3 protein-coding genes and 1 tRNA gene are annotated in these 3,071 nt (G+C 59.7%); 1 reads left to right on the forward strand and 3 read right to left on the reverse strand.

Annotation, left to right across the window (positions count from 1 at the left end; translation table 11 throughout):
• Both AC33YF_RS13480 and AC33YF_RS13485 read right to left on the reverse strand, forming a co-directional pair.
• Nucleotides 1–645, reverse strand: a 645-nt coding sequence (locus AC33YF_RS13480) for a hypothetical protein (protein ID WP_491777729.1), incomplete at its 3' end; no start/stop codon positions are given.
• Between the two features lie 152 nt (nt 646–797).
• Nucleotides 798–2,234, reverse strand: coding sequence for a TolC family outer membrane protein (locus tag AC33YF_RS13485; RefSeq protein ID WP_491777730.1), 1,437 nt, complete (start codon nt 2,232–2,234; stop codon nt 798–800).
• A gap of 386 nt (nt 2,235–2,620) precedes the next feature.
• Here AC33YF_RS13485 and AC33YF_RS13490 point away from each other — a divergent pair.
• A tRNA-Cys gene (locus tag AC33YF_RS13490) sits at nt 2,621–2,694 on the forward strand.
• A 37-nt stretch (nt 2,695–2,731) separates the two neighbouring features.
• Here AC33YF_RS13490 and AC33YF_RS13495 read toward each other — a convergent pair.
• A complete protein-coding gene (locus AC33YF_RS13495; protein ID WP_491777731.1) occupies nt 2,732–2,989 on the reverse strand; it encodes a hypothetical protein in 258 nt (85 codons plus the stop codon).
• Between the last annotated feature and the right edge of the window lie 82 nt (nt 2,990–3,071).

Here is a 3,071-nt window from a genome sequence, read left to right on the forward strand (position 1 = left end):
AAGAGCGGTCGCGGCTTCCTCACTGGCGGACAATTTCGGCGCCTCCGGTGCGGCTTCGACCGGTGGCTCAGGGATCGGCGGCGGTGCCATGGATGGCATTTCGCGCGGCACGGTCTCCTCTTGTGGAGCCTCCATTTCGACAGGCTGGGCGACTTCGAGCGTCTCGACCTCTACGACTGTCTCGGCTACTTCAAGCATTTCAGACTCAAGAACATCGGGTCCCGCGTCATCCGCCTGTGGCACGTCGGGCTGCAGGACATCCGGTTGTGCCGCATCAAGCGCCACAACCTCATCAGAAACGTCGCTTGACCCGACGAATTCGGGAGCCGCATCGACTGGCTCTGGCGTCTCCAGGACGTCCTGGGGTTCCTCCTCGACCAACTCCAGACCGCCAAGCTCGCCGGTAAGATCCATGATCTCTTCGTCTTCGTCGGCCGGTTCATCGCTGCCGGAGCTTAGAACGCGTGCGATATCGTCGATGATCTGATTGTCGGCTTCGCCTTCTAGACTTGCATCCTCGGTCTGCGCGGCGGCGGCTGGCTTATCGCCCTGGCCTTTGCCCGCATCGTCATCGGTGATGATCCGTCGAATAGAGGCAAGAATGTCCTCCATCGTCGGCTCAGGAGCGCGCTCGGTGCTGCTCATTACTAAATCCCTTAACGCCTCTCAAATTCTACTGCCCCAGCCATCGTCGCTAGGATCGATCCCAATCAATAACTTAACACAATGCTAACGGCCAAGTCTTCGCTTGGCACGGACATTGGGACGTATGGTTAACGACGGAGGTGGGTATTGGTTCAGTTATCCGCTAGGGGCGGTTCGGGCGGCGCGAGGCCCCATAGCTTATTTTTCACGATCTCATAGTGCTCGAAGGGATCATAATAAGGCACTGAAAGACCGAGCGTTTGGGCATCCATTCGACCGATGGCACTGTAGAGCGAATACTCTGCGACAACCCGGTCACGAAGCGCCGAGACGAGGCCGATCTGGGAGTTGAGAAGCTCCCGCTGGGCATCGAGGACATCGAGTGTCGTGCGCTGGCCGACCTTCTCCTCCTCACGCACGCCCGTCAGCGCAATCTTGTTCGCGGCAACGGCGGCTTCTGCCGACCGGATTGCAGGCCCCGACGACTGCAGGATGCCCCAGTTTGAAATGACATCGGCATGAATCCGGAGGCGAGCGTCTTCCACCTCGCGCTTCAGCTGATTGTTGGTCTCTTTTGCTTGGCGCACCCGGGCCGAAACCCCGCCGCCCTGATAGAGGGGAACGCTAACGCGCCCGGTGACGGACGTCGTCTCGGTGTCGCTGATGGACCTGCTCTGGTCAAAGCGCTTGTCGTAAACAGCCTCCAGCGACACTGAGGGCAGCATTTCGCCCATGATGCGCTCGACGGCGTAGAGCGAGGACTCCTCATTGTATACTGCCACCAGGATTGCGGGGTTCTCACCATCGCCCAGCGTCATGGCCTCATCCAACGAATTTGGAAGCAAGTGACGGATTGAGGGCGGCGCAACGAGATTCCCAGGCGGGTGACCGATTACCTGCTCGTATGTCGCCCTGCTCGTCTTCAGGTTTGCCTGCGCAGTGGCCAGGGTCGCTAGCGCTTCTGAACGTCGCGCCTCCGCTTGCGCGACGTCGGTTCTCGTGACCTCGCCCACATCGAAGCGGTCCCGCGTTGCCTTTAACTGCTCCGTGAGGACGCGCACGTCATTCTCTCGAAGGCGAACCACAGCTTGGTCCCGAACCACGTTCACATACGCGGTGGCGGCGTCGAGCAGCACATTCTGCTCCACCTGACGCAGAGTTTCTCGCTGCGCCTGCACGAGGGACTTGGCCTCGCGGATGGCGTTTAGATTCTGAAAACCGCCGAAAAGCAACTGCGACAGGGTGATGCCAAAGCCATGCGGGTGCAGCACGCCAACGGAACCAAAACTCCGGCTGATTCCGGCAGCAGGACCGCGAAAGTTGCTGTTCTGATTTTGATAGGCGGTATCAGCGGAGCCGGTAATATTCGGTCGCAGGCCAGATTTCGCGAGAGCAACTTGCTCGTCGATCGCGCGTAATCTGGCTCGCTCGGCATTGAGGACCGGATTGAGAAGGTACGCGTCGGCAAGCGCCTGCTCCAGTGTCTCGGCGACAGCAGGGGCGCACACGGCGACCGCGACGACCCCAAGGCTAAGCGCCAGCATCGCACGGCGCGTAGAACGCACCGCGCGGCGCAACCACGGACACATGCCCTGCAAAGCAACCACGCTTTTCCTGCTCCCAACGGCAACGGAGCCCCAACCGTTGCCAAAGCTCACATTAGAGCAAGCGAAACGCCAAAAGATAGCCAGGAAGGGCTTGTCTCAACCCATTTCCGCAAAAAACTCAATGCACTGTGGGATCGCCGCAACAGTGGCTATACGGCGCGTCTGTCGACATATTTGCGCGACTTTCACTGTGCCGAGGGACCCGAGTTCGCTCCCGCCTGACATGTTGCCGGGGTGAATGCACGTTGATCGCGCGAAGAACGGATTGAAATTATCGAGTTTTACTTATGGCTAAGCACCGGAGGCATGGCTCGGACCAAAGAGTTGCTGGACACAGGCGAGATATACGCTAGAAGGTCCAGCCCGATGGCCACGTGGCGGAGTGGTGACGCAGCGGACTGCAAATCCGTATACCCCGGTTCGATTCCGGGCGTGGCCTCCAACAACACATTCCGTAAAAGACATCGGCGCCCCGCCGCCTAAGCCTCTGTTCCATCGACATTTTGCTTGGCCCCTCTCCGGCGGCGCCACCAAACATTGATTTGGCGCCTCCAGCGGCGGAACGCTGGCAAATCGATGGATAGAACGAGGAAGCCCAGCGGAATCATCCAGAATCCCAGAATAGGCAGAAAACCGAGCAGGCCGCCGCCAACGAGCAGCATGCCCAGGCCGATCCGCACGGGTTTGCTGCGCGGCAGATGAATGCGACGGTCGAAGATGCGGGCCTTGTTGGGCATATTTCTGAGCGATGGACTGTGGGCGCCCCAGGGGCAATGCAGAACGTTGGAGGGAGAATCCGGCCAAATCGACTTGAACGCG

The sequence above is a fragment of the Methyloceanibacter sp. genome (assembly GCF_058506495.1).